This is a genomic window from Bacteroidota bacterium (assembly GCA_039111535.1).
In the GTDB taxonomy this organism is placed as follows: domain Bacteria; phylum Bacteroidota; class Rhodothermia; order Rhodothermales; family JAHQVL01; genus JBCCIM01.
Genome location: JBCCIM010000026.1, coordinates 1 through 23,065, shown reverse-complemented (window position 1 = coordinate 23,065; position 23,065 = coordinate 1). Strand labels below are relative to the sequence as shown.

At 50.5% G+C, this 23,065-nt stretch carries 22 protein-coding genes; 6 read left to right on the top strand and 16 right to left on the bottom strand.

From position 1 onward, the window contains the following. Nucleotides 1-66 precede the first annotated feature (66 nt). The 3 genes from AAF564_06460 (at nucleotide 67) to AAF564_06450 (ending at nucleotide 3,278) form a co-directional block, all read left to right on the top strand. Nucleotides 67-981, top strand: a complete 915-nt coding sequence (locus tag AAF564_06460) for a MoxR family ATPase (GenBank protein ID MEM8485172.1) — start codon at nucleotides 67-69, stop codon at nucleotides 979-981. 138 nt (nucleotides 982-1,119) lie between these two features. Then, complete coding sequence (moaA, locus tag AAF564_06455) at nucleotides 1,120-2,109, top strand: GTP 3',8-cyclase MoaA (protein ID MEM8485171.1); 990 nt, start codon at nucleotides 1,120-1,122, stop codon at nucleotides 2,107-2,109. Continuing rightward, on the top strand, nucleotides 2,109-3,278 hold the full coding sequence (locus AAF564_06450) for a VWA domain-containing protein (protein MEM8485170.1): 1,170 nt from the start codon (nucleotides 2,109-2,111) through the stop codon (nucleotides 3,276-3,278). The genes moaA and AAF564_06450 overlap by 1 nt, the downstream gene beginning before the upstream one ends. Before the next feature lie 227 nt (nucleotides 3,279-3,505). On the opposite strand, the gene AAF564_06445 is transcribed toward AAF564_06450, so the two are convergent. From AAF564_06445 to AAF564_06430, 4 genes are read right to left on the bottom strand one after another with little or no spacing between them, the layout of a single operon-like run. After that, nucleotides 3,506-4,108 carry a hypothetical protein gene (locus tag AAF564_06445; protein MEM8485169.1) on the bottom strand — a complete coding sequence of 201 codons (603 nt, stop codon included), beginning with the start codon at nucleotides 4,106-4,108 and terminating at the stop codon, nucleotides 3,506-3,508. A gap of 33 nt (nucleotides 4,109-4,141) precedes the next feature. Next, nucleotides 4,142-5,305, bottom strand: coding sequence for a peptidoglycan recognition family protein (locus AAF564_06440; GenBank protein MEM8485168.1), 1,164 nt, complete (start codon nucleotides 5,303-5,305; stop codon nucleotides 4,142-4,144). A gap of 56 nt (nucleotides 5,306-5,361) precedes the next feature. Then, the gene (locus tag AAF564_06435) at nucleotides 5,362-5,904 is read right to left on the bottom strand and encodes a hypothetical protein (GenBank protein ID MEM8485167.1); all 543 of its coding nucleotides are present in this window, start codon (nucleotides 5,902-5,904) and stop codon (nucleotides 5,362-5,364) included. 29 nt (nucleotides 5,905-5,933) lie between these two features. Beyond that, nucleotides 5,934-6,749, bottom strand: a complete 816-nt coding sequence (locus AAF564_06430; protein ID MEM8485166.1) for an SDR family oxidoreductase — start codon at nucleotides 6,747-6,749, stop codon at nucleotides 5,934-5,936. A 134-nt stretch (nucleotides 6,750-6,883) separates the two neighbouring features. On the opposite strand from AAF564_06430, the gene AAF564_06425 reads away from it, so the two are divergent. Next, the gene (locus AAF564_06425) at nucleotides 6,884-7,261 is read left to right on the top strand and encodes a RidA family protein (protein ID MEM8485165.1); all 378 of its coding nucleotides are present in this window, start codon (nucleotides 6,884-6,886) and stop codon (nucleotides 7,259-7,261) included. Here the strand turns inward: AAF564_06425 and AAF564_06420 are convergent. From AAF564_06420 to AAF564_06395, 6 genes are all read right to left on the bottom strand, one after another. After that, nucleotides 7,258-7,833 (bottom strand): hypothetical protein, encoded by a 576-nt coding sequence (locus AAF564_06420; protein MEM8485164.1) that lies wholly within the window; start codon nucleotides 7,831-7,833, stop codon nucleotides 7,258-7,260. The genes AAF564_06425 and AAF564_06420 overlap by 4 nt on opposite strands. Then, entirely contained in the window at nucleotides 7,833-8,351 is a 519-nt protein-coding gene (locus AAF564_06415) for an adenine phosphoribosyltransferase (protein MEM8485163.1), read from the bottom strand. Before AAF564_06415 ends, AAF564_06420 begins: the two co-directional genes overlap by 1 nt. A gap of 87 nt (nucleotides 8,352-8,438) precedes the next feature. Next, nucleotides 8,439-9,803, bottom strand: a complete 1,365-nt coding sequence (locus AAF564_06410; protein MEM8485162.1) for an N-acetylmuramoyl-L-alanine amidase — start codon at nucleotides 9,801-9,803, stop codon at nucleotides 8,439-8,441. 491 nt (nucleotides 9,804-10,294) lie between these two features. Further along, nucleotides 10,295-12,772 carry a T9SS type A sorting domain-containing protein gene (locus AAF564_06405; protein MEM8485161.1) on the bottom strand — a complete coding sequence of 826 codons (2,478 nt, stop codon included), beginning with the start codon at nucleotides 12,770-12,772 and terminating at the stop codon, nucleotides 10,295-10,297. 291 nt (nucleotides 12,773-13,063) lie between these two features. Next, on the bottom strand, nucleotides 13,064-14,323 hold the full coding sequence (locus AAF564_06400) for an ectonucleotide pyrophosphatase/phosphodiesterase (protein MEM8485160.1): 1,260 nt from the start codon (nucleotides 14,321-14,323) through the stop codon (nucleotides 13,064-13,066). 88 nt (nucleotides 14,324-14,411) lie between these two features. Then, the gene (locus AAF564_06395) at nucleotides 14,412-14,690 is read right to left on the bottom strand and encodes a PLD nuclease N-terminal domain-containing protein (GenBank protein MEM8485159.1); all 279 of its coding nucleotides are present in this window, start codon (nucleotides 14,688-14,690) and stop codon (nucleotides 14,412-14,414) included. 234 nt (nucleotides 14,691-14,924) lie between these two features. Here AAF564_06395 and dusB point away from each other — a divergent pair, with 234 nt between their 5' ends. Next, on the top strand, nucleotides 14,925-15,983 hold the full coding sequence (dusB, locus tag AAF564_06390; GenBank protein MEM8485158.1) for a tRNA dihydrouridine synthase DusB: 1,059 nt from the start codon (nucleotides 14,925-14,927) through the stop codon (nucleotides 15,981-15,983). Nucleotides 15,984-16,012: 29 nt separating this feature from the next. On the opposite strand, the gene AAF564_06385 is transcribed toward dusB, so the two are convergent. From AAF564_06385 to AAF564_06360, 6 genes are all read right to left on the bottom strand, one after another. After that, on the bottom strand, nucleotides 16,013-17,242 hold the full coding sequence (locus AAF564_06385; GenBank protein MEM8485157.1) for a DUF445 family protein: 1,230 nt from the start codon (nucleotides 17,240-17,242) through the stop codon (nucleotides 16,013-16,015). Nucleotides 17,243-17,285: 43 nt separating this feature from the next. Then, complete coding sequence (locus AAF564_06380) at nucleotides 17,286-17,837, bottom strand: HD domain-containing protein (GenBank protein ID MEM8485156.1); 552 nt, start codon at nucleotides 17,835-17,837, stop codon at nucleotides 17,286-17,288. A 103-nt stretch (nucleotides 17,838-17,940) separates the two neighbouring features. Next, nucleotides 17,941-18,462, bottom strand: a complete 522-nt coding sequence (locus tag AAF564_06375) for a DinB family protein (GenBank protein MEM8485155.1) — start codon at nucleotides 18,460-18,462, stop codon at nucleotides 17,941-17,943. A gap of 80 nt (nucleotides 18,463-18,542) precedes the next feature. Further along, nucleotides 18,543-19,472, bottom strand: coding sequence for an MlaD family protein (locus AAF564_06370; protein MEM8485154.1), 930 nt, complete (start codon nucleotides 19,470-19,472; stop codon nucleotides 18,543-18,545). 11 nt (nucleotides 19,473-19,483) lie between these two features. Continuing rightward, on the bottom strand, nucleotides 19,484-20,260 hold the full coding sequence (locus AAF564_06365; protein ID MEM8485153.1) for an ABC transporter ATP-binding protein: 777 nt from the start codon (nucleotides 20,258-20,260) through the stop codon (nucleotides 19,484-19,486). Between the two features lies 1 nt (nucleotide 20,261). Continuing rightward, entirely contained in the window at nucleotides 20,262-21,023 is a 762-nt protein-coding gene (locus AAF564_06360; GenBank protein ID MEM8485152.1) for an ABC transporter permease, read from the bottom strand. Between the two features lie 262 nt (nucleotides 21,024-21,285). Between AAF564_06360 and radA the strand changes: the two genes are divergently transcribed. Next, nucleotides 21,286-22,647: a DNA repair protein RadA gene (gene radA, locus AAF564_06355; GenBank protein MEM8485151.1), complete on the top strand. Its 1,362-nt coding sequence runs from the start codon at nucleotides 21,286-21,288 to the stop codon at nucleotides 22,645-22,647. Nucleotides 22,648-23,065 lie beyond the last annotated feature (418 nt).

Sequence of the window (23,065 nt, the reverse complement as noted above, 5' to 3'; positions counted from 1 at the left end):
GAAGTTTATACTTGGGTCGTTATTCCCGGAGATATTTGTTGTTTTTCCACCTTCAGTAGTCACACTATGCCGTACGCCAGCATCGAAGCTGTTCAGGAAGGGTTGCGTGCCCACGATTATATTGCAGACCGTAGCCTCGCGACCGCACTGTTTCTGGCCCTGAACATGCAGCGCCCGCTTTTTCTTGAGGGAGAAGCCGGCGTCGGCAAAACCGAAGTTGCCAAAGTGCTGGCAACCATGCTGGGCGGACAACTCATCAGGCTACAGTGTTACGAGGGACTGGATGTAAACACTGCAGTATACGAATGGAATTACGCCCGTCAGATCCTGCAAATCCGTATGCTCGAAGCAGAGCAGGGCCAGGATCGCTCCGTTATCCAGCAAGAGATCTTTGGGGAGTCCTACCTGATCAAACGCCCCCTCTTGAATGCACTTGAAGCTGGCACAAAGGAAGTGCCCATCGTGCTACTGATCGATGAACTCGACCGGGCTGATGAAGAATTTGAGGCGTTCCTGCTTGAACTCCTCTCTGACTTCCAGATCACCATACCAGAAATAGGGACCATCAAAGCAACCATCCCCCCGCACGTAGTTATCACCTCAAACCGAACCCGTGAAATACATGATGCGCTGAAACGCCGGTGTCTGTACCATTGGGTTGATTATCCTGCATTCGAAAAGGAGCTCGCCATTATCCGCACACGGGTCCCGGGGCTTGCCGAGAGCCTTGCGAAACAAGTTGTGGCTTTCTTACACGAACTTCGTACAACTGATTTGTATAAACAGCCAGGCGTTGCTGAAACCATCGACTGGTCCCGTGCACTCATGCTCCTTGGACAAAATGAACTGAACGCTGAGGTTGTTGACGATACGCTGGGTACACTCCTGAAATATCGCGACGACATCAGCAAGGTGTCAGGATCGCAGGCGACCACGCTTCTTGAGCAAGCCCGTGTAAGGCTCGCTGACATGCAGCACTAACACCTATGATGTATATTAGGAATTGCCGTAACGCAACTTTTATGGCGCGGTCTCATCAGCCGGATCCTTGTGCTTCCCCCGACAACTTTCGGGCACTCCGTTCGCCTTTTTTGCTAAACGTTGGATACGTAATTCAGGATGTCAGAAATACTTACAGACACCTTTGGCCGTTTTCACAGCTACCTGCGTATTTCGCTCACAGAACGCTGTAATCTCAGGTGCCAGTATTGTATGCCGGAAGAAGGGGTACAACTGCAGCCACAAGATCACATCATGACGTTCGAGGAAATCGAGCGGCTTGTCCGGCTTTTTGCTGCAGCCGGCGTAAACAAAATCCGGCTTACCGGTGGTGAGCCCCTTGTTAGAAAGGATGTCGACAAGTTGCTTGCCAGGCTCGGGAAAATTGAAGGTATTGAGACCTTTGCCATTACGACCAATGGCTTGCTCGTCCCCAAGAAAATTAAAATGATGCACGCAGCAGGCATCAATTTGATGAACATCAGCCTGGATACGCTGAATCCTAAAAAGTTTGAGTTCATCACCCGGAGGAAAGGCTTTGACCTGGTCATGCAGGCCATTGACCTAGCCCTTGAATATGGCTACGCACCAGTAAAGGTCAATTGCGTGGTGATGAAAAACTTCAATGAGAACGAGCTTGCCGACTTCGTATCCCTTACACGCGACAAGCAAATTGAAGTGCGGTTTATCGAGTATATGCCGTTTGGCGGCAACGGCTGGAATGATACCCAATTCCTCTCCTACAAAGATATGATTTCGATTATCGAGCAGGAGCACCCAACACTTGCGCGGTGTGAGGATGGGCCGAATGACACCTCAAAAACATACAAGGTACCGGGTTATGCGGGCCAGGTAGGCTTCATCACTTCGATGAGTGAGCAGTTTTGTGGATCGTGTAACCGGTTGCGCCTTACTGCGGATGGCAACCTGAAAGTATGTCTCTTTGGCAATGCTGAAGTGAGTTTGCGTGATGCGATGCGCACTGGCGCATCTGATGAAGAACTGGGTACCATTATCCAGGCGGCTGTACAACGAAAAAAAGCCGCTCATGCCGGTATGTACAACCTGAAAGACATGGAAAACCGCCCCATGATCCTTATTGGCGGCTAATGGAAGCGCATTCGTTTTCAGATCACGTTGTTGCTTTTGGCCGGGTGTTGCGCCGGCTTGGCTTTGCCATTGGCCCGGCACAAATGATGGTGGCACTTGAAGCTGTTGCGCATGTGGGCGTATCAGAGAAAGAAGATGTCAAAAATGCGCTGCATGCCTGCCTTGTTAGTCGCCACGAAGAACGCGAACTTTTTGACTTGGCCTTCAAGCTTTTCTGGAAAGCACCAACCAAATTCCCCAAGGTGATGCAATGGCTGCTTCAGCAAACACAAATTCCGGTAAATGCCAGCGCCGGCGGCTACCACCGCATCCAGGAAGCGCTGAGAGAGCACCAGAAACCCAAGCCTAAAAAACGAAGCGAACAGACCTCAGCAACGGAAATTGAGCTCGAGCAAATTGTAACCTACAGCCAGACAGAGATCCTTCGACAAAAAGACTTTGCTGCGTTTACCAATGCAGATATCGCAACTGCCAAGCAATACGTGGCACGTTTCAAGTGGCCGATTCCGCCCTACGCCTCGAGGAGGCTGCTGCCTGCGTCTCGCGGCATTAAACTCGATTTCCGCGCCACGGTAAGAGACAGCAGCCGGCATGCAGGGGAATTACTGCGTCTGGCCCATCTTGCAAAAAAGAAAAAACCGCGTCCGGTTGTGCTCATCTGCGATATCAGTGGATCCATGGAGCGGTATGCACAGATGCTCCTCCACTTCATGCACCTGCTTACGGCAGACAAACGAAGCGTAGAAAGCTTTGTCTTTGGGACTCGTATAACTCGCATCACCCACCACTTGAAACACCAGGATGTAGATGCAGCCCTTGCGGCTGTTTCTAAAGAAGTGCTAGACTGGGCCGGAGGGACTAAAATTGGCGATGCAATTAAAACGTTCAACTTCACCTGGCTGCGTCGTGTTATGAAAAGCAACAGTGTCGTACTCATCATCAGCGATGGGTGGGACCGGGGAGATACGACCGTACTTTCATCAGAAATGCAGCGCCTGCGTCGCAGTTGCCACCAGCTTATCTGGCTCAATCCGCTCATGGGGTATAGCAATTACGAACCCCTCACCCAGGGCATGCAAGCCGCCCTCCCCTACGTAGACCACTTGTTACCCGTGCACAACCTGGTCTCTCTCGAGCAGCTGACAAAGGTGCTTGCACAGATCAGGTAGCATACGATTGATCCACGCTACATGAAGTAGTATTTATTTGGGATTTTATCGAAGAAGAAGGTGCGTTTTTGTAGCGAAATACGTCTTTTGTGAAACACCCGTCGGGTCTTGAAGACCCAACGGGTGTTTTTGCATGGCATACCGCGTGACTTTTATTGTGCTATAATTCTGCTATAGCGTCGTTCCTAAAAATTGGCTAAATACCAGTTTCCAAAACGCCACCAAACTCACCCCCGAATCTGGATTGACTCAGAAAGCGCGTTGTTGAGGCGGTTACGTTTGTCGAGCCAATCCCTTGCCGCTTCGAGGCCTTTAATTACACGGTGGACTGGCTCAGCACCAAGGCCAATGACCAATCCGCTTACCAGATGCTGCAGCGGTTCACCCAGGGCATCCAACACAGGAATCGATTGCGGCGCAAGCGCCTGCTTGATGATAGCGATGAGGTTTACATCAGCCAGAAGACACAGACCAATGCCCATAGCGGAGGTTGCAAAAAAAGCAAACGTGCGGACAAAGGCATAGCGTACGGCTTCGCTGGAAAACTCAATGGATTGCCCGGGCCGAATTTCCTGTTCGATGTCTGTATACTGACGAATACGCCGGCTCAGGCCAAGCGAATGCAGCGCATTTCTGGCTCGTTTAGATTCAACTTGCGCAGCAAAACGCTTCATTAACGTTTCTGTCCGCTGATTCCAGAAATGATGCGCCTGCAATCGGACTTCCACAACATTCCAAATTGTCATGATAACCTCCATCACCCGCTCAATCAGCAGGGCCATCAGCAATACCAGCATGTAGAGGTAGGTAATCGTAAGTATCGTTTCCATGGTCTTTTTTAGATAGACTATGTGGTGTAAAAATCAGGCGTAAATAAGCTGTTTCTGCTTGTAAAAAATCAGTTCAGTTTGCGCGTCGTGGGATTGCCATGCTTCAAAACAGTTTTTTACCAACGCCTCAAAGGCGTCATACGGGAAATTCGATCCCGAACAGGCTGTAGGCCGCACATCGCGGTGCGAAACAATGGTCTCGCCAAATTTGACTGGAATGTTGTACAGATGGCACCAAAGCGCAACAACTTTGGCAGCAGAAAGCAACTGGATATCCGTCGGGCGTAAATTGCCAAACTGTCCGCTATCATTGCTAAACGGGTCACCGGGCTGCGAATGGAAATTACCGTTCAGGGCAATACCGAGTGAACGGCTGTTGACGCCAAGTGCGTGAACCCCCGTGCGATCCCATCGGCAAAAGTTGTTGATTACGCCATCATCAGCAATCACGCTGTGGTATCCGGTAGACCAGCCTTTTACTTCAACAATTTCCCGTACCACATCAAAAAATGAAGCATCACTATGCAGCGCAGTATGATGGTATACGATCAAGTCCGGCGGTGCGGGTCTGATGTTTCTGTTTTCCAACGTTTCTGGGCGATACCCGCCGTTGTAAGGGACATCGAGGATTTTGAAGAAGGGATCTGGATCGTTGCCAAGATCCACAATTACACCAGATGGTGAGACCACGGGAAGTACTTCCGGCGGGCCGGCTTCAACTACACGGCGCTGATTAAGGAATTTGATTAAGAAATGGATAGGCTGAGAACCTCCTCCAATCAGGATGCCGGTCAAAACCCAGTCCATGCCCCCCTGCAACCCATCAAAGGCAGCGAGCGGACCAAACAAGCCAAATTTCGCAATCCAACAAACGGCAATGCCAGCCAGCACACCGATGAGTTGCAACCAGAAGCGTTGCGCCGTTTCAAATGTATTGCGCGCCTCCATGGCTTTCATCGTGAACAACACCGGTTCGTATTGCTCATTAAAGTCGGCTTCCGTCAGATCCTCATCTCTTACCTCGCGTTGCAAAACAGCAGGAAGTTGTCCTTTTTGTTCAAACCAGTCGAGATCCGAGAACGCCAGCTTTTTAAACAGACCATTGAGAAACTCCAAAAGCCGCTCTATCAAAAACGAAAGCCCAAGTGCTGTACTAAGCAACAGCATTATGAGCCTGAAACTGCCTTCTTCAAGCATATTTTCTCTGTAGGATACATCCAGCAAGTGGGGACTTAACAGGATGGCGTGGGTTTTTATTTTTTTCTGTAGTACCCGTCAAACCACGTGGACCACGTTTTTCCGTCGTCTGTGGATTGCTCAAAATGCTGCCGCACGCGGCCATCTTCAAGCTGGCTCCATGTGCCATTCAGCAGATAACTGCTACCATCCGGATTGACCCATCTGCCTTTAAGCACCATACTACCGTTTTCAAGTCCGCCTTCAAAATATCCAATATTACCAGCAACGTCGGTCCATACCTGGTGCCATAGCCCATCAGATGGATCATAATAATTGATGCTTTGCCCTGAAGAACCGCGAGCAGAAGTCCACCGCTCCTGCAACATACAGCCACTTACCTCGCGGGTAATGCTGTTTTCTCCGGCTTTATTGCCATCTGCGGTTTCAACTATCCATTCCCCTATCCAGAAATCAAATGCCGTATAAGCTTCGTCAGCCGTACATGGCGAGGCCAGTTGTTGGGCAAAAGCGCAAATCGGCGACACCAGCAAGCAAACAGCGAGCCCTGAAAACAGGTATCTATACCGCTTACGTATTTTTAATAAAAACCTTTGCATAAAGCACCTGAGGGATTGGGAATACATCGTTAAAGCAAGTTTTTGACCCGTCCGCCATCTACCACCATACCGATGCCGGTAATGTATGCCGCGGGTTTACTCACTAAAAATGCTGCTGCTGCTGCAAATTCTTCAGGTTCACCCAATCGTTTTAACGCGTTGTCTTCGGCCCATCCCGCTTCAATTTCCGCTTCCGACTGACCTGTTTGCGACTGGATGGCTTTCGACAGGTCGTTTAGACGCGCCGTTTTTGTATAGCCTGGCATGATGGTATTCACTGTGATGCCAAGCGGCCCCAGTTCCAGGGAAAGGCTCTTTGCAAACCCTTGCACGCCGGCGCGGGACGTATTAGAGAGGTAGAGATTGGGAATGGGCTGACGAGCAGAAACAGAGGTCACCATGAGGATACGTGCAACCGGGTCGGGGCTGGCTGCTGCTTTTTTCAACAGCGGCAGCGCGTGCCGGCACAGGTTGATGGTACTGATCAGATTCAGTTCAAGTGCGCTTCGCCATTGGTCTGCAGAGAAATTATCGATGTATCCGGCCGGTGGTCCGCCGGCATTTGTCACCAGGATATCCAGTCCTCCCCACTGCTCCGTAGTTTCGAACAGCATTCGCATAATGCTGTCTTCATCTGTCACGTCGCAAACTATAGGCAATATCTGATCGGACGGTACCCCACACGCCGCGGCCATACGTGCGGCAGCAGCATCAATTCTTTCTTTACTTCGCGAGCAAATTACCACCCGACATCCTTCCCCCAGTAGCGCAGCAGCGGTTGCATAGCCAAGACCATCGCTTGCGCCGGCAACAAGGGCAATCCGGTTCTTTAGACCTAAATCCATAAATTCTTTGAGTAATCTTCGTTTATAATATGCCTCTTCCCACCGAAGTTAAGGTATCATACATGACAAGTCACGTCTGGCGTCCCATATTCCTTCATGACGTGTGTGCAGTACCAATTTAACGTCTTTTATTTATGCGTTCTACCGTTAGAACTGATCAGGCCCCTGCTGCAATTGGCCCTTACAGTCAGGCAATCCTGGCAAATGATACCCTCTATTGCTCTGGCCAAATCGCCATTGAGCCAGAAACGGGCACGCTGGTAACTTCCTCGATTGAGGCAGAAACTGAGTTGGTACTGGAGAATCTGGGGGCAGTATTGCGTTCCGTTCAGATGTCCTTCGATAACGTGGTGCGCTGCACCGTATATCTGACCGACATGAACGATTATGCGGTGGTAAATGAAGTGTATGCCCGCTACTTCAGAGAAGACCCGCCGGCGCGTGAAACGGTGGCCGTGCAGGCACTCCCTCGTGGTGCCCGCGTTGAGATCTCCTGTATTGCGGTGCGCTAAATTCCTTCTACTTCTACCGTAAAGTTGAGCTCTACCTCAGCAAGAAAGTCTTCCGAAGAGGAGGTTGCACCAACCACATCTAATATCCCCTGAAAACTTCCAGTTCGTACGATGTTGCCGACATTGCTGCCAGTGGAAGAAAGGACCAGCGTTCGGCCTGTGCCCAGATCATTAGCACCTGCAACACGGGTGTTGCTACCCGTTCCAGACAGGCGGAGATCTACCTCATCAAATACAGACAGGTTTTCAGACCCCGGAAAACGCAGGCGAATCGACACATCCGTTACTTCGGCACGCAACACTTCATCTGTAGCAAATCCCTCGTTAGCGAGAAAGTTATCCAGATCAAGCATATCGGTAGATTCAACGGACTTGCTTTCGCCGTTTGTGAGGCCGTTGAATTCAAAGCAAAGGACACGTGAGGTATTCAGGATAATGCCTTCACCGCCGGGCACAGCTTCAAGGCTGTCACATGCACTAGATAGCAACAGTAGAACAAGATATACAACGGTGTAGCGTTTGAAGGACGCCCGGACGCGAGGGTTGTGGGTTGGTTTGTATGTTGCTTGCATCAGTAGGTAAGGACAGCGTGAACAGTTTCAGATAGTTTTGCTTTGCCATTAAGGAAAGCCAGTTCAATCAGGAAACTATACCCTAAAATGTGCCCCTGAGACCGTTTTACAAGGTTAGCGGTTGCGGCGGCTGTGCCACCGGTAGCGATCACATCGTCGTGAATCAGTACCCGTTCGCCTGGCGTAAGCGCATCAATATGCATCTCCAGTTCATCTGTGCCATACTCGAGCGCGTAGGTTTCAGCGATGGTCTGGTAAGGCAGTTTCCCTTTTTTCCTTACGGGTACAAATCCTGCGCCAAGGTGGTCGGCAAGCATGGCGCCCAGAATAAATCCACGTGACTCCATCCCTACAACTTTATCAATATTTGCCTGCTCAAAGGGTGCGGCAAGCGACTTAACGGCCTGACGCAGCAATTCAACGTCTTTGAGAATGGGCGTAATATCCTTGAATTGAATCCCGGGTTTGGGAAAATCAGGTACAGTGCGAATGGCACCAAGCAATTGGTCGTTGGCCATCAGGGGGCTTTCGTGTTAAGGGCCAGGGCCCGGTTTATGAATCGACTTCCGGGTTGTACAAGGCCTTACCGCCAGTTACACCGCTGCTTAATTGGCAGCCGGCAGGTTGAGCCCTTTTTCGTACTCCTGTTTGAAATCGCGAACAGCCCTGAATATAGCACTTGCGAGGTAATCTTGCCCCTGGTTGCTATTGAGATATGCCGCTTCGAAGCGGTTTGTGAGATATCCGAGTTCCACCAGCACAGCCGGCATGGATGCAGCCCATAGTACAATCAGGCCTGCCTGCTTCACACCGCGGCTCTGGCGATTGGCACGATTTGCAAACTGGCTTTCAATTTCACCTGCCAGTTTTTCACTCATGCGCAGGTTGGCACTTAGCGCCAGCGTCCGTAAAATGCTGTTTTGGTAAAACGCATTGTACTGGTCCGGATTGGCTTCCATGCTTACAACCGCGTTTTCACGCTCCATCACGTCTTTGGCCTTCTCGGTACGGTGCAGGCCAAGAATGTAGGTTTCGGTGCCACTGACCTTGTTAGAGTAAGGTGCTGAGTTGGCGTGGATGGAAATAAACAGCTTAGCGCCGGCTTCATTTGCAATGTGACCGCGCTCCTGGAGCTCAACAAAGCTGTCATTGGTACGGGTGTATACAACGTTGACTTTGAGGAAGCGTTTGAGGTAGGCCCCCAGCTTCAAGGCAACAGCAAGGTTGACGTCTTTTTCCATGATACCGTTTGCAACAGCGCCAGAGTCATGCCCTCCGTGGCCGGCGTCTATTACAACAGTATCAAGGGTCCACTTCTCTGCCTTCTCTTCCGTAGTGAGCGCGACGGAACTGATGGGCATCGATTCAACAGCTTTTACATCCCTGACGTCAGATTCTTTGGCAACAGCCTTCGCAATTGCCTCATTTTTCAATGTATTGGTTGGCAGCGTTTTACGGTCTACACCAGCAGTAGAAAGATCAGCATCTTTAGTCGTTGCTACTGGCTTGGTGGTCACTTTCTTGACCGACATGTCTGGTAATTTTTTCCCACGATCTGCTGAGTCTGAAACAGCTGCAACAGGTATCTGGTGCTGATCAGCAACCTTCGTAACACCCACTAGCAAATCGTTTGTACCCTGATCAGGATACGCTGCTGTCTGTACAGAAATTGTGTCTTCCAGCGAGAATTTGAACACGAGGTGTCCATTTCGCTCGTTCACGTCAAAATCGACAACTGGCTCAAATGGCGAATCAGACTTGTAGGTAGGCGCCAGTTTTGCGTTAAAGAGGATGACTTCGATCTGGTTGTTGTCATCAAAACGCGGTTCGCTATACGCGTTTAAAGGCGCTTTTGCATGCAAACGGATCACAATCCCCTGCCCATCTGAACGGGAGGCAAACGAAACTCTTCTGATTTCAGTTTGCGATTCAGGTTGCTGGAATGGCGTAAATCCCAGCAAAGCGATCATCAAAACAAATGTCAGGCGCTGTGTCAATCTATATATTTTACTATTTGTAACAACCGTTTTCATCTGGTAACTACAAATGTCCTCTTTATTACACGGTTAAACAGTTTTGTGTACGCACCTTATCCAAAGAAACGGGCGCGTCAATTCCACTCAGAATCACAATTAAATTCATTGCAAAACGGATTTCATCCGTAAAGTATTGCAATTTCACTGCTTAATTCTGCGCATTTTCAATCAAAAACAGGCAAGGCCAGAGCCAGCCCCCTATTTTCGACCTGCTTTTTTCCGGTCAGGAATTGCCGGCAATACAGATGCATACACTAACTTAAAGTAAAACTTTAAGTAATACAAGCTTGTATAGGCCAAGTTTCGTACCAGACTTTACAAACAACGGCCTGATCAGTCACAATTGTGACCGATCAGGCGTAATTTTCACTCCGATACTGCCTATCGATTGCGTAACCGGGTTATGTCAGGGCGCTGTGTCTAGCCTATTTGACCAAAACCAGGGAACGAGATTCCGTGAATGAATCGCCCTGGATGCGAACCATATACATCCCGGCGGACAGGCGAGATGCATTCAGTTCGATTACGTGTTTCTCATCAGCAGCCAAATAACCTGAAAAAGCCTCTTCAACACGCCGACCCAGCATATCAAACAGCGTAACACGTACTTCCTGTGCCCTGTTCACGGCTACATTAAGCCGCGCCCGGCTTGCCGCAGGGTTAGGATAAATATCTAATACAGTTGGGGCTTCGGGTAATCCGGCAACCTCTTCGGTTGAGACAAGCATTTCATTGCTGCTCCAGCGCCCAACAAAGGAAGATGCCAGTCCGCCTGCTACCCTGAAGTCCCCGCCTACCAATACATCTTCACCATTTGAAGCAAGCGCGAGTACCCGGTCGTCAACGCCGGAATCCAGCGGTGACCAGCCGCCCGCAGGCTGCCATATGGCAACGCGGTTTGCTTGTTGATCTGGCCCTACCGGGTTACGCACACCTTCAAAGTCTCCACCAACCGTAATTGCCTCACCCGTCGCTCCGGAAATCGCATAGACACAGCAACCGCTTAAGCCGTTGCTATTTGGTGAACCCAGCGGCGCCCACGCATCATCAGCCCAGCGCGCGATATAATTGGCTTCGGTTGCGGTGCCTACCTGCGTAAACTCACCGCCTACATATACACCACCGGCAGCATCGACATGCAGCGCATGAACGGTAGCATCCAGCACAGTGTTATCGGAGAGCGGAGCCCATGCTGCACCATCCCATTTAGCGAGGTATGCCGTGTTACCCACTGTACCTGCCTGTGTAAAGGCACCGCCAGCGATTACTTCGCCGGCATTGTTCACAGCCAGGGCATAAACTGGGCCATCCATCCCACCCCCAGGCGTTGACCATGCAGTCCCATCCCACATCGCTATAAAATTGCGCGCCTCTTGCTCACTACCATCCTGGGTAAAGGCACCTCCGATATATACATTGCCATTTGCGTCTTCCGCAATAGCGTGCACGTCACCATTCACACCCGTTCCTGGCGTAGACCAGCTTTGTGTTACGGCATCCCAAATTGCAAAATTGTAGGCCACGAGCCCCGTACCACCATTTTGTAGGACCATGGCAAAATCGCCACCGACATACATTTTCCGGTTGGTGCCACTGGTGAGGGCACGAATCTCAATCCCCTGTACCCCTTCTCCAAGCGGTGCCCAGGCGTTATCAATCCATGCGGCAACGTGGCCGGCGTGGCGAGGTCCGCTATATGCAAAGCTGCCGCCGGCATAGAGGATGCCACTGCTATCAAAAGCCAGCGCTTTGACAGCATCATCCAGTCCCATACCACCCGTACCCTGCCAGCGCTGTCCATCCCAGTAGCCAACGCCATTCACAAGCGTTCCTCCCAAGTGCTGAACGTCACCCAAGGCGTACAGGCCACCTGCAGGGGTAAAAGCCAGCGCATTCAGGCTTTCGAATAAATTTTCGTCATCACTGTTACCAACGGCCTCCCAGTCGCCATTCCATCGGGCCAAGTTGCGCAACAGTGCGCCATCTCCGCGTGCACCAAACAATCCGGTTACGTGGAGCATGCCACCCATATCAAATCCCATCGCCGTAATTTCGCCATCGAATCCGGTACCAAGCGTTTCCCAGGAGGCACCGTTCCAGCGCGCTATACGATTGGCTTGCAATTCTGCGTCATCTGATTGAATGACTGCCTGAAAGTCACCGCCGGCATACAGGGCATCGTTGCTATCAAACGCGAGGGTATTCACAACACCCTGATGGCGCGCGCCGATGGTTGCCCAGGCACTACCATCCCACTTAAAAATTCCACCAGCCAATTCAGCACCGCCTGCAAACAGGTCCCCTTGGCTGTCAAACGCGAGCGCCCGAACCTGGACACCACTAAACGTTCCTAATCCGTTTCCTACGGAAGAGAGATTTGCACCATCCCAGGCAGCAATTTTACTAAGCTCAAACTCACCCGAACCATCCATACCAAATTCGCCACCGATATAGATGACACCGTCCGGCGCCTCAGCAAGCGAGTACACAGGTCCGTCAACCCCGGTACCCAGTGGCTCCCAGCTAGAGCCTGTCCAGCGGGCAACATTAAATGCCTCGGTCAGATTACCGTTGCCCTGAAAAACTTCGGCAAATTCGCCACCAATAAACAGGCTCCCGTCAGAAGCCATAACCATGGCGTGAACAACGCCGGAGAAGCCGGCCCCGAGTCCACCACCCAGGGTGGCCCAGGCTGAGCCATCCCATCGGGCAATACCATCTGCAGCAATACCGCCGGCGCGAGAGAATTCACCCCCGATGTACAATACGCCGCCATTATCTACGACTGCTGAAAGCACAATACCGTCGACGCCATAAGCCGCAAACTGATCGTCCCATACAGGAGCACCGGATTGGGCATGTGCATTTTGAGTCCCGATGAACAACGACAAAAGAGCCATCATCAAAAAATTTCGGCCCAATCGGCGAATAAAAGAAGAACGTGCTGGGGGCTCGAATAAAATACTGTTGATACTCATTTTCATATTAACTAGCAGCATACCGCAGGCAGACCTGCTTTATTTGATAAGCTTGGTTGGTGCCCCGAGTGGGGAAAGGGGGATAAAGCGAATATTAGATAGGCGAAAATGGATCTCAAAAACTGCGCCAGAGAGGCACAGCCACGTAACTATTTCTACAGAAGACGCGAGAATATGCAAAATTGCGCTAAAAAGATGCGCAATAGCCCCTTGGGCTTACTCTGAAGTTGATTCCAGCAGGTGCCAAACAGCATCCAGTCGACCATCTACTTCGGTTGGTGTGAGCGAAAGGATGTGTGCGACTAGCGGATACACGTGGATATTCTCAAAAGGGGGCACCTGTTTACCGTTGGCAAAAGCGGGCCCATCTGCGACAAAGAGTGCGTGCATTGAAGGAAGTTGCCGGTCATACCCGTGTACCCCTTCCGAAAGCATCGTTTCTCCGCTTTCAAAGGCTGCCCGGTTCGTAACAATCGACCAGCCTTCGTCAGCCAATGCCACCAATTGCGGAATGCGGCGATGTCCTTCCCAGTGCCAATCTACCGGGTAAGCCCCAACACGATGCGCGTCTAGTGCAGGATGTGCGTTCTGCAGGGCGCGATACACATTTTCGGTTTGCCCTTCTACTGGATTTATCATCAAGGCCGGCGTCGTTTCGATAATTTTTACATCATCAACGTCGATGTATTCATCGATAAAAATGACTTTATCAGGACTGGTCTGCGCCATGCCGTGATCAGAGACAACAATCACATTTACAGCGGAATTAAGGCCCCGTGAGGTGATGCCATCCAATAGCCGGCCGATATAGCCATCAACCCGATCGATGGCCTCCTCAACCTCTCCAGAAGCAGGCCCGTGGCGGTGTCCCTGAGCGTCGACGTCGCTGAAATAGAGTGTAATGAACCGCGGCCGCTCAGCGGGGTCCAGATCAAGCCATGAAAGAATTTCGTCTACCCGACGATTGCCCGGTACCGAGCCGTCATATCGTTTCCAAAAAGAAGGCCTAACATCTTTAATCGGCGCCTCTGAACCAGGCCAGAAATAAGTCCCCGATTTCACGCCCTGTAACTCAGCTGTCACCCATAGCGGCTCGCCCTCCCACCATCTCGGGTTTTCTACTTCATGGCGTTTGGACATGGTAAACGTCTCATCAAAAACGGGGTCATACATCACATTTGCGACAATCCCATGATTTGAAGGATAACGCCCGGTTACAATGGTATAGTGGTTCGGGAATGTTTTTGTGGGGTGAGCAGCTATCATCCCTTCCGCACGTACGCCGCGTGCAGCCAAGGCGCTGATGTTTGGAGAAGGATATTGATCGAGATAATCAGCGCGATACCCGTCTATAGACACAAGGATGACAATGGGATCCTCCGCGGCCATGCGGTTCGATTCAGTGGCCGGCATCAACCAGTTGAACAGCATAAGCACAAAAAAAATGAGGATAATGGTAATCAGGACCCGTTTCATTGGCATTGAACCTCGTTAGCGTAGGGGTAAAAAAATACCGGATAATTTGGAAATTATCCGGTATTTATCCTTGCACGTTATGCTACTATTATTTTTTCCGCGCCACCAGGTAATACAACAAGCAACCGAGGAACGGGAAGAAGATGATCAACGCTGCCCAGACAAGCTTGTCACCTGTACTGCGTGAGCTGCCTGATACTTCGACCAGGGCAATAATATCGAGGATTACAACGATGGCCCAACAAATGCCGTAGCTGCCAAAGTTGAAGAGCGAATCAAACAGGTTCGGACCACCGCAACCTGAAATAAAAAGGGTCAAGCCAGCAAGAATCAGAAACGGTACGATAGCTCTTTTTTGCGTAAGCATGGTTCCAGAGGAATGATAAAGAAATACGGTTAGCGATTTAAAAGCTGCTTTGGTTCAGGTATACGGGGATTTAGAAAAAGGTTGTGTTTTTACACAAAATTTAGTGGTAAACGCATTGACCTTCAAGGAACAGCCCCCTAACAGCAGGTGTTTCAGGAGCTATTCAGATGCATATTTGGGTTGTGCTTTACTGACAGAGCACCTGGTTTCTCAACCCGTTATCCAGCGTATCCCATGAAAATAGGTTCTATCGATTTTGGAGAGCGTCCCCTCTTCCTCGCCCCCATGGAAGATGTGAGCGATCCTCCCTTTCGCCTCATTTGCAAGAGGCTCGGGGCTGATATGCTGTATACAGAATTCATTTCTTCAGGCGGCCTGATCTACGATGCACGCGACTCACTAAAGAAGCTAGACATCTACGAGAAAGAGCGGCCCGTTGGTATCCAGATCTTTGGGGGTAACATCGAACAGGTCCGGGAAGCGACTAAAATTGTTGATGCTGTGGGCCCAGATCTGATTGACATCAACTTTGGTTGCCCGGTTAAAAAGGTAGTGTGCAAAGATGGCGGCGCCGGCATTTTACGCAACCTGCCCAAAATGAAAGCCATTACGGAGGCCGTGATCGAAGGAGCTACCCGTCCGGTTACTGTAAAAACGCGGCTTGGCTGGAACGATCAAACCATCAAGATTGTCGAGGTCGCACAGATGCTTGAATCTGTTGGCGTGGCGGCGCTGGCAGTACACGCGCGCACCCGGCAGCAGATGTACAAAGGGGAAGCACGCTGGCAGTGGCTCAAGAAAATTCGCGAAGAGAGTGGCATTTCCATGCCGCTGATTGGAAACGGCGATGCAACCTCTCCGGAGAAAGTCAAAGCCATGTTCGACATCACGGGCGTGGATGCCGTTATGATTGGTCGAGGCGCCATCGGCAATCCCTGGATTTTCAAACAAGCGAAGGCGTTTCTCGAAACGGGGGAAATATTACCACCGCCATCATGGGAAGAACGCGTACAGGTGGTTGCTGAGCATCTTACGCTAAAATGTGAGTGGCTAGGAGAACGGAAAGGCGTGCTGGAAATGCGGCGTATGTATGGCGGCTACTTCAAAGGCTTCAGAAATGCCAGCATGCTGCGTGCCTGCATCATGGAAGAGTCTACGCTGGAAGGCGTACTCGAAGTCCTGCTCAATTTTGCTGAAAATGAGCACGAGTTGAAAATCTCGCGTTTCAAAATGCCAAAGCCGATCACGGGCGTTAAGAAAGTAGAACTTCCCCCGCCCCATGTAGCAGCCTAGGGCTGCCGGCTTAATAGTCTTTTGCCGGCTTAGTTCTCTTCTGCCGGCTGCAATCTTTTTTGGCGACGGTAAAGCAGTTCATCTATCCCGTACAGGATGCTGCCAATGATACCAAAAGCAATCAGCGAGAGGGTTGGCTGCCAGATAACCAGGCCACCAATACATCCAAGCACACCGCCAAGGTATTTGATGTAATTGAGTTGTTCGTTTGTTGCCCGCTTGAGTAATTCTTCAAGCTTGCGGTCATCGTACCGCTGCATGTTGCTCTCAATCATGCTGTACAAGTCGATGTTATCAACAAACGTGGTAATCATCGCAGAAGCAGCTTGTTCAATATCCTGCGAACGCGCCTCTATTTTTTCAGGTACAGCGTCGAGCAGGTGGTCCATTTCGTCCAGGAACGTATCCACAGAAGAAGGCAGTTGCTCAACAGCGTCTTCAATGCGGCGTTGGAAATCGCCTTCATTGATCATGCGGTAGGTACGCAGGGCAAAACCGCCCAGCCCCTCCCCTGCATACTCCTCAATTTTACCGACAATAAACTCAACAAGCCGGCTGCGTACGTCTTCAGAGCCGACTACTTCATCGACATAGTTTGAGATGATCCCTTTAAGCTCTTCCCGAAAATCAGGGTCGTCAATCACGCTCTTGGTAACCGACAGGGCCATTTCCCGGTATTTGGGGATGATGCCGCTTTCCTCAATTTTCTGTTTAATGATGTCGGCGTTGATCAACTCCTCGGAAATGGTTGATGCCATCCGATAAATTACGCGCTCACGTTGCTCGGGAATCAAGCCCTGCCCCAACAACGGCCGGCGTTCACGCGGATTAAAAAGCATCGTGATGGCAAGCCAATTGGTCAGAAAACCAATCATCCCACTAACAGAAATGATGCGCACCAACCCCTCCAGCTGCAACGTTTGCCCAAACAACGTAAAGGTGATGCCATCAAAATCCCAAAATGCAGAGACCACAAAAAAGGCTGCAAGAATCCATGGGATAAGACGCATCAACGGCAGCAACTGCGCATAAGAACCCACCATGCGCGGCGGCTCCGGGAATGAAGATTCCTCTCCAACACGCTCAGGCATATACCTGCGGATATATTTACTAAACAGGTTTTTCAGGTCTATTGCCCGCTCCCGCGTCGTATTTCGGACGGCGGGCAGGGTTTCAACAACCACCTCACCAGGACGCCCGGCGTCTTCTGCCGGCGCCATGTCCCCATTGGACGCTTTATCCGCTTTATTTTCTGCCATATAACGTTTTGCTTTCAGCTAATCCCGTATGAAGGCGCAAGGCTTAAAAGCCTAGCCTTTCAGCGCTTGCCTGCATGCCGGCAATCACATTTGCAATGTGGGTATCCAGTTCAAGGCCAAGGTCCGCTACGCCTTCATGGATATCTTCCCGGCTAACAGCAGCTGCAAAACGCTTGTCTTTCAGCTTCTTTTTCACAGATTTTGGTTTCATACCATTTAATCCATCCGGGCGAACGTAGGCCACTGCAGTAATAAACCCAGCGAGTTCATCTACTGCAAATAGCGTTTTAGCCAGTTTCGTCGTACGGGCAACTCCGCTGTACGTTGCATGCCCAAGAATTGCCTCAAGCATAATTTCCGGATAGCCCAGACCGCGTAAGACTTTCACGCCGACAAAGGGGTGTTCTTCCGGCGTTTGATGCTTTTCATAGTCCATGTCGTGTAAAAGGCCAGTCATTCGCCAGAGCTCGGGGTCTTCGCCAAAGTGGTTGGCATAGAATGCCATGCCGGCCTCCACAGCATAGGCATGTTTACGCAGGCTTTCGGTCTGCGTCCATTCATGAAAAAGAGCCAGGGATTCGTCGTAAGTCGGCATGGATCTCTAATAAGATAGGTGACAATAAAAAGGGCGTGTGACCAAAGCCACACGCCCCAAACTTAGCTAAACAGAGATAGGATCCCGGCTTAGTTGCGCCATGTTAGTTGCTCCATGGTGGTACAACACCTGCAGAGCGTGCATAGGCAATCAACTGGCCAAGATGCTCATTGGCGTGATCACCAACCAGCAACACCAGACGCATACGCTGCGTCTGGTTGCCAAAGAGGTCAATCTCTTCTTCCATCGCTTCGAGCGAAGTATTCTCAACAGCCTTGCGGGCAAGGTTGATAGACTTTTTCAGCATTTTGCTGGCTTCAGCTTTGGTTTTGATTTTTGCTTCAAATTCTTGCGGATTAATACCTTCTGGCATTTCTGCGCCAAGCATGGAAGCAAAAAAGAAGTTTGCGCTAGCAACGTGCATCATTGCTTCAGAGACAGAGCGAACACCTTCTGCAGGGCGCCAGTCGTACTGCTCATCAGAAAAAGCATCAGCAAGCTGCATAATTTTGCCAGTTGCTGCGTCGTAGCTGCTCAAAAATGTGGAGTGGAAGGTAGACTGTGCAGAAGCATTAATCGTAAATGCGAATGCAAGTACAGCGATAAAACTAAAGCGTTTTAACATTACTATGTCCTTTTGGTGACTATTCAGAATATATGTGTACCTTATGTATTAAGGTACGGTGTGGGTCAAATAAATACCAGTTAAAATATATCAACCAACCGCAGGGCCCGCATGTACCTGACAGGATTCTCTTTCAAATCTACTAACAGGGCATTCATATTGGTAACGGTCGAATCGATTCGGTAGTACAGGTTGGGGTCATTAACAAGTAATCCAAGCGTTCCATCTCCCCTGTCTATTTTACCAAGAACGGAATCGAGGCTATGCAGGGTTGAATCGATGGAATCAAGGCTGTATGAAAGTTCTTCCATCAACGCGTTCATGTTGCCCGTGATCAGGGCGAGTGAATCGCTGGCGGTGCCAGAAAGGCCGCTAAGTTCTGTTGTAAGGGTATCTACATTGGCCAGCACGCTACTGAGCCGGCTACGCTCCGTGCGCAAAAGATGCTCGACGGAAGCAGCACTGTTTTTCAGGGAGTGCAGCATCACCTGCAAATCTCCGCCCGGCTCCATGAGCAGATCTGCATTACCCAGTGTCTGATCCAGACCCGTTAACACGCTGTCAACCTGACCGATGAGCTGCGGTGCTTTATCAGTAAGGCTGGTGAAGATGTCTTCCTCCTCCTTTCCTTCTATAAAGCCACCGTCGGGCACAGCGTCATTTTCGATGGGCCCCGGATTAATGACAAGTTGCACAGCGCCAAGGGCATCAATACCGGTAATCTCTGTAGTAGAGCCTTCCGGGACGCGAAATTTTGAGTTAATCCGCATCTCAATACCCACCCGGTTGGTTTCGGGGTTCAGATTGACATCGAGCACACTGCCAATTTTCACACCGCTAATACGAACAGCATTGCCCGTGATCATGCCACGTGCATCGCTGAATTCTGTATTCAACGTATAGGTGCCTTTGAACAACGGAATATCTTCAAAGAACCGGGTACCGAGAAAGAAAATGAGCAGGGAGACCACAATAGCAATCCCTACTTTTAATTCATTCGAGTAGTTCACAGACTAATCTATCAGTATGATGGTGATTTTGAAATTGAGCGCGCATCTGAGCGGCCAATCTGGTATTCGTTTGCTTTCACAAAATCCAGCAGCGTTTTATCGTCGCTGTTGTGCAGCTCTTCCACCGTACCCACCCAATGCAGGTGTCCCTGGTGGATGAAGCCAGCGCGGTCAGCAATGGTCAGCACAGAGTGCATATCGTGCGTGACTACAATACTGGTGATATTGAGGCGTTTCCGGAGTCCTGTGATCAAGTCATCGATGGTATTGGATGTCTCTGGGTCGAGGCCCGTATTGGGCTCATCGTAGAAAATGTAGTGCGGCCGGAGTGCAATCGCACGGGCCAGCGCAACACGTTTTTTCATCCCACCCGACAATTCAGATGGCATCAAAGGACCAACTTCCGGAAGTTCAACCATTTCTAGGCATTCAAGCACTTCCCGCTTGATTTCACTTTCCGAACGGCGCGTAAACGTACGCAGCGGGAAGGCCACATTGTCGAACGCTGACATGGAGTCAAACAATGCGCCCCCCTGAAACAGTACACCAAATTGCTGCCGCACCTTGCGCAGCTCTTTGTACGCGAGGTTGTTGATATCCAGCCCGTCAATGAGCACCCGGCCAGAATCTGGTTTGATGAGGCCAATGAGGTGTTTCATCAAAACGCTTTTGCCCGAACCGGATCGCCCGATGATGGCAAAGGTTTCACCGTCCTGGATTTCCAGGTCAATCCCCTTTAACACGTGGTTATCGTGGAAGCTCTTATGTAGATTTTCGGTCTGGATCATATCATAACAGCGTAATGGCCAGCAGCAGGTCCGCCAGCAGGATGTACACACAACTGGTTACTGCAGCCTGCGTTGTACTCCGGCCCACTCCTTCTGCACCGCCGCCTGTGTAATATCCCTTATAACAGGATATAGACGTAATAAGAAAGCCAAATACGAGGGACTTGATCACACCAAATACGGGATCAAACGGATTAAAAAATTCGCGTGCGCCGTCGATAAACTCACCGGCAGCAAGCCAGCCGCCGGCATCAGCAACAAAAATACCGCCGCCAACACCAACAAATACGGCCGCCATATACAAGACAGGAAACATGAAAACGCCGGCCAGTACACGGGGGATAATCAGATAGCCAATTGAATTCAACCCCATCGCCTCCAGGGCATCGATCTGCTCGGTTACCCGCATGGTCCCCAGTTCAGCAGCTATACGCGCCCCGACCCTGCCCGTCAGAATAAACCCGGTTACCACAGCGCCCAACTCAAGAATCATGGAAGGCGCGACGATGGCACCAATAATCGATTTAGGATAGAGCGGTGACGTTAACTGATAGGCTGTTTGCACGGTGGTTACTGCGCCAGAGAAGGCAGCTGCCAGTGCAACAATGGGAATAGACTCAATGCCAATCTTGACACACTGGTCAAAGAGGTTTTTCCGATATACATTTACCTCGTGCAGCGAACCAAAGGCTTGCGTCATGAGCAAACTGTATCGGCCCAGCGCGCGGATGGGAAACAGCATGTACGCTTCAACTGCAGACATAGATAATGTGCTTCAGACGGGCTGCCCCGACGCCTCCTGCTAAAGACCAGGTTTTATATAAAATGGTAGGATAAAACCAAAAAAACCGATATGTTCATCCTCACATATAGTTCCGACTTTGCAGTGACGACGGGCTGTCATAGGCCATTCTTAATTTTCCAAAAGCATTGCACTTGATACGTTTTTTGTATCAGAACAGGCAGGCAATACATCACACAAAACGCAATATATCACTGCGCGTCAGTCAAAATTTAATTCGGGAATGGCTAAAAGCAAAACCCAGTTTGTTTGCCAGGTATGTGGCAACACGTCTTTCAAATGGCTAGGGAAGTGTCCCAGTTGCGAAGCATGGAATTCTTATGTAGAAGAACTGCTACCAACGAAGGTCAAAGCCAAAGTAGCCCCCAAAGCCCGGAATACACGGGTTAGCCGGCCCCAGGCACTCAAAGAAATTACCCTCGCCAGCGAAAGCCGCGTAGTTACCGGTGTAAATGAATTTGACAGGGTAATGGGCGGCGGCATCATGAGCGGCTCGTTTGTACTGATTGCCGGCGACCCTGGCATAGGCAAAAGTACCCTGATGACCGAAATGGCCAAGTACCTGCCCCAAAGCAAGGTGCTGTACGTCACCGGAGAGGAGTCGCCGCGTCAGGTAAAAATTCGTGCCGAGCGGCTGGGCGTGAATAGCGAAAACATGTACCTGTTTTCAGAAACCAACGTTGAGCGTATTATTGATGCAGCGCAGGATATTGAGCCGGATATTCTGATTGTAGACTCCATCCAGACAACCTTCCGACCTGATATCCAGAGTGCCCCGGGCTCCGTGAGCCAGGTTAGGGAATCTGCTGCGGCCCTCCTGCAGTTTTCCAAGTCTTTTGAAACGCCGACCTTTTTGGTCGGCCACGTTACCAAAGAAGGGGCAATTGCCGGCCCGCGTATCCTTGAGCACATGGTTGACACGGTGCTCTATTTTGAGGGCGACCGCCACCACGCCTTTCGCATCCTGCGCGCTGTTAAAAACAGGTTTGGATCAACCAATGAGATTGGTGTCTTTGAAATGCGGGCAAACGGCCTGCTTGAAGTGACCAACCCGAGTGAGATTTTTCTTTCTGAGCGCAGCTACGGCGCAAGCGGCTCTACCGTGGTATGCTCTCTTGAAGGCACCCGCCCTATTCTTGTAGAAATTCAAGCGCTGGTCACCTCAACGTCTTACAGCACGCCGCAGCGCAACGCAACCGGATTGGATGCACGCCGCATTCAGATGCTCCTTGCTGTGCTGGAAAAGCGGGAAGGGCTACGCTTATCCGGACAAGATGTGTTTGTCAACGTAGCCGGCGGCGTGCGGCTCGACGAGCCGGCTGTTGACCTCGGCGTCATCATGGCCATTGCGTCATCTTTTCGCGATATCCCGACAGACACCGGCACTGTCTTGATTGGCGAAGTTGGCCTGGGGGGTGAAATCCGAACTGTAAGCCAGATCGAACCGCGCCTGAACGAAGCCGCAAAGCTTGGCTTCGAACGCGCCATTATCCCGGCAAACAATATCAAAGGGACGACGATACCAAAAGGACTGGAGGTCACGGGGGCAGATAAACTCAGCAAAGTGCTGGATCTTGTCCTGTAGATTGGTTGAAGGTTTTATGTTTAAAGGTGAAGATTCTTTGTTGTACTTCGACATCCAACATTCCTTGTTCGGTGTCAGGGGTGTTCAGAAAAAAAGTAGCTGGCAGAGATCAGTACGTTTTTAGCAATTTAGTGCGTGGATGTCCACCAAATGCGTGGTGATGTGCGATGGGGGCTTTTATCGAAGCGTTTTCCTGAATACAATTCAGGAGGGCCTGTGCGTGAGGGGATAAAAGCGTGCCTTTATTTGGTGGTGCCCTTTTCTTTGGTTCGTTTCTTTTGGGGCCCTGTTTTGTTTTGGGTAAAAGAAATGATCGTACGCGGTCTTTAATGCAGGGCAGTAGCTTGCAATCCACTATTGCGTATAACCTTTAGCACGGTCAAAAAGCCTCCAAGGGTGCCCATCAACTAAAAGCGTT